Source organism: Corynebacterium sp. (assembly GCF_012837295.1).
Taxonomy (GTDB): domain Bacteria; phylum Actinomycetota; class Actinomycetes; order Mycobacteriales; family Mycobacteriaceae; genus Corynebacterium.
The window spans coordinates 1-3,316 of record NZ_DURI01000249.1; the positions used below are offsets into that span (position 1 = coordinate 1).

Annotated in this window: 2 protein-coding genes and 2 pseudogenes; 1 reads left to right on the forward strand and 3 read right to left on the reverse strand. The window is 73.4% G+C overall.

The genetic code is table 11. The features are described from left to right. Nucleotides 1-749: pseudogene (locus GX015_RS08030) on the reverse strand (nitrite reductase); the annotation flags it as partial. Nucleotides 750-1,050: 301 nt separating this feature from the next. Between GX015_RS08030 and GX015_RS08035 the strand changes: the two are divergent. Continuing rightward, entirely contained in the window at nucleotides 1,051-1,836 is a 786-nt protein-coding gene (locus tag GX015_RS08035) for a glycosyltransferase family 2 protein (protein ID WP_291344206.1), read from the forward strand. On the opposite strand, the gene GX015_RS08040 is transcribed toward GX015_RS08035, so the two are convergent. Both GX015_RS08040 and GX015_RS08045 read right to left on the reverse strand, forming a co-directional pair. Further along, entirely contained in the window at nucleotides 1,789-3,039 is a 1,251-nt protein-coding gene (locus GX015_RS08040; RefSeq protein WP_291344208.1) for a glycosyltransferase, read from the reverse strand. The two genes, GX015_RS08035 and GX015_RS08040, sit on opposite strands and share 48 nt — an antisense overlap. Next, nucleotides 3,036-3,316: pseudogene (locus GX015_RS08045) on the reverse strand (hypothetical protein); the annotation flags it as partial. The pseudogene GX015_RS08045 and the gene GX015_RS08040, both read right to left, overlap by 4 nt.

The window sequence follows — 3,316 nt, forward strand, 5'->3', positions numbered from 1 at the left end:
CCGGCCGACGCCGCCCATGGCCAGGAGACCAGCCCGCCGACGGCTGTGACCGTGATGCCGGCCAGCTGCACCGCGAGCGAGACCGCCGGGTGCGACAGTGGCGACATCCGGGTGCGCCACAGCGCCGGGAACATGGTGATCAGGGTCCCCGACGCCGCCAGGCCCAGGAAGCCGATGAGGTTCACGGCTTCGTGGGCGAGCAGCAGGCCGTCGTGAAGCGAATCGCCGACCGGCGAGGCCAGCAGCGCACCGAATGCCGCGCCCACCGGCAGCAGGCACGCGGAGGCGACGTAGTGGGCGACGGTGATGGCGAAGGGGCGGTCGCGCCCGGCGACGAGATCGCGGCCCAGCGACACCGCGTGCCACGCCACGGCCAGGCCGACGATGGTCGCGCCGACGGTGGTCACCGGCCACCATTCGCCGAGCTTGCCGACGATGGTGACCACGATCCCGCCATTGAGCAGGTAAATCCGCGCGAGCTGGATCCGGCGGGCCTCCTCGGGGACGTCGATTTTCAGGAGGCGCTCGGTGAAGTGGCGGCTCCACACGAGGATCGAGTTCGTCGCCGCGCCGAGAGTGAACAGGTGCACCATCAGCCAGCGGCCGTCGTCGAGGAAGGGGTGGATCATCGCGGCGACGATGATCGCCGCGAACCACCAGCGCACCGGACGTCCCGCCCGGCGGTGCCAGGAGGCGCGGCGGGGGCGGGAGGTCGCTTCGGCGCGACCGGGGGCGGTGGGCGAGGTCATGCCGCACATAATACGCAACAGTAATGCGCAATAATAGCCCTTGGGTGCGGGTGCGGGTGCGGGTGGCCGCGGCACCGGCGGTCGTGGTGGCGCTCGCGGGGGCGAGCGCACCTCCTCCCAGGGTGAAGTATATTTACCTCGATGGCGGGGAGATGCCCCGCCAACCGGCGGAAAGCGGGGTGTGGTGGGCACTGTGTGGCGCGCGGACGAGAAGGGTCCCGCGGAAGACGTCGGCCAAGAGGCCCCCGTACCCGCCGTGAGCTCCGCGGATGGGGCCGGTCGAGGCGCCCCCGTATCCGCCGTGAGTTCGGCGGACGACGCCGCACCGCCCCGGATCACCCGCATCGTCGTGGTCGTCCCCGCCCACGACGAACGCGACCGCATCGCCGCCTGCGTCGACTCCGTCATCGCGTCGGCGCAGTTCACGGGCCTGCCCGTCATGGTCCGCGTCATCCTCGACGCCTGCACCGACGACACTGCCGCGATGGTGCCGGCCGGTGGCGGGGAGGTGGGCGTCGTCAAGCGAATCGTCGACCACCGCAACGTCGGGGCCGCCCGGGCCGCCGGCGTCGACCCTCTCGACCTGCGCGCCGACGTGTGGCTGGCGCACACCGACGCGGACACCATCGTCGCGCCGGAATGGCTGGCCGCGCAGCTCGCGCATGCCGATGCCGGCGCGGATGCGGTGGTCGGCAGCATCGGCGTCGCCGATTGGGAGCAGCGTCCCGGGGGTCTGCGCGCGGTTTTCGAGAGGCTTTACGACGACGCCCCCGGCCACCACCACATCCACGGCGCCAACCTCGGCGTGCGTGGGTCGGCCTACGGGTGGGTCGGCGGTTTCCGGGCGTTGGCGGAATCCGAGGACGTCGATCTGGTCGAGCGCCTCGTCGCGTCGGGTGCGCGCGTGGAGCGGGTGGCCGACTGCCGCGTGGTCACCTCGGCGCGGGTGTCGCGGCGCACCGGCGGCGGGATGTCGGGCTACCTCGACGAACTCGCGGCCCGCGGAGTGGCGGCCGGCGACTCTGCCCCATCCGGCACCTCAGCCCCATCCGGCGAAACGGCCCTCGAGCCGCACCGGCCCGCGTAGGACGCGCCACCCGGCGTCCGCGCCGTCGACCTGCACCGGCACGTCCCGTCGGCCGGGGTGCGGAGCCAGGCCCCGCCGCGCCCAGATGCGCAGGTGCCGATGACGGGCCGTGAGGAACCGGGCGAGGGGCCGGCCGCCGGGATCGGTGATCGCGCTGCGGCCGGCTGGCTCGATCGCTTCCATCAGGCGGGCCCAGCCACCGGGGATTTCGCCGGCGGGGTGAAGCAGTTCCACTTCCGCCCGCGCACCGCCGACGGCCGGGCCGACGCGGGGATCGGCGGGAAACGGGTTGGGCACGCCGGCCGGCAGGACCACGCGGCAGTCGCCCGCGGCCAGGCACGCGGCGATGGTCGCGGCCACCGCGCCCGGCGCCCAGGACGCGGGACGGTGGAGGTGGACCTGCACGTCGGGGACGTCGAAGACGACGCCGGCCGGCCGCGCGATGGGGTGCGTGATGCGGCGGGCGAGCAGAAGCGTCTCGCGGTTCTTCTCCGCCGCCGCGGTGGCTTCATCGGCGGGGCGGCCGGCCCAATCCGGGCCATCGTGCCAGGCCACGGCCTCGGCGACGCGACGGAACCGCGCGCCCGCCCGCCACAGGCGCCACGCGAAATCCCAGTCTTCGCCGCCGTAGCCGACGATGGAACCGTCGAAACCGCCGACGGCCTCGAACAGCTCCCGGCTCACGGTGAGCACGGCGGAGATGATGAAACGGAACGAGGAATCATCGGCGTCGGCCAGATCCCGCGTCGCGCGGTAGCCGTCCTCCAGCCAGTCGGGATCGCCGAGGGGGAAGATCCCGGCCAGGGGATCGCCGCCCACGACGTCAACCGGGAACGTCGCGTGCCTGCGCTTGCCGACGGTCACCGTCCGCGCGTCCATCCCGGCGACTGCCGCGGCGACGTACCCGGGTGCGGGGACGGTGTCGCAGTCCAGGAAACACAGGACCTCGCCGGTGCCCGCCGAGGCCCCGAGATTGCGCGCCGCCGCCGCGCGGAAACCCAGGTCCTCCTGCTTGACGACGGTCACCGCCGGCCCATCCGCCGCATCGATCTCGGGAATGCGGGGAGATCCATCGTCGGCGACGATGATCCGCAGCAGCTCGCGGGGATAGGTTTGCCGGGCGACGGCGGCGAGCATGCGGTGCAGGCCGGCCGGGTCGTCGTAATGGGGGATGACCACGTCGACGGTGGGCAAGCTGCTCATCGCCACGCCTCCCGGTGGGCTGCGGCGACGTCGGCCCAGCTCCATTCGACGGGTGCATCGGCCCACGTGGACGCGGGGTCGGCGAGGGCGTCGGCGATGGCTCCGGCGAGGTTTCCGCGGTCGACCACGTACAGGTGCCCGGGCCAGCGTGCGGCCGTTTCGGCGACGTAATCGCCGGCCACCGCGATGGGGCGGCGCCCGACGCCGAGCCACGAGTTCAGCGACCCGGACGCCGAAATGTGCCGGTGCGCGGTGACGGGCACGTCCACGGCGGCCA

Excerpts from the sequence above, each read along its gene's own strand:
- GX015_RS08040 (WP_291344208.1), bottom strand. The coding sequence starts at position 3,039 with ATGAGCAGCTTGCCCACCGTCGACGTGGTCATCCCCCATTACGACGAC.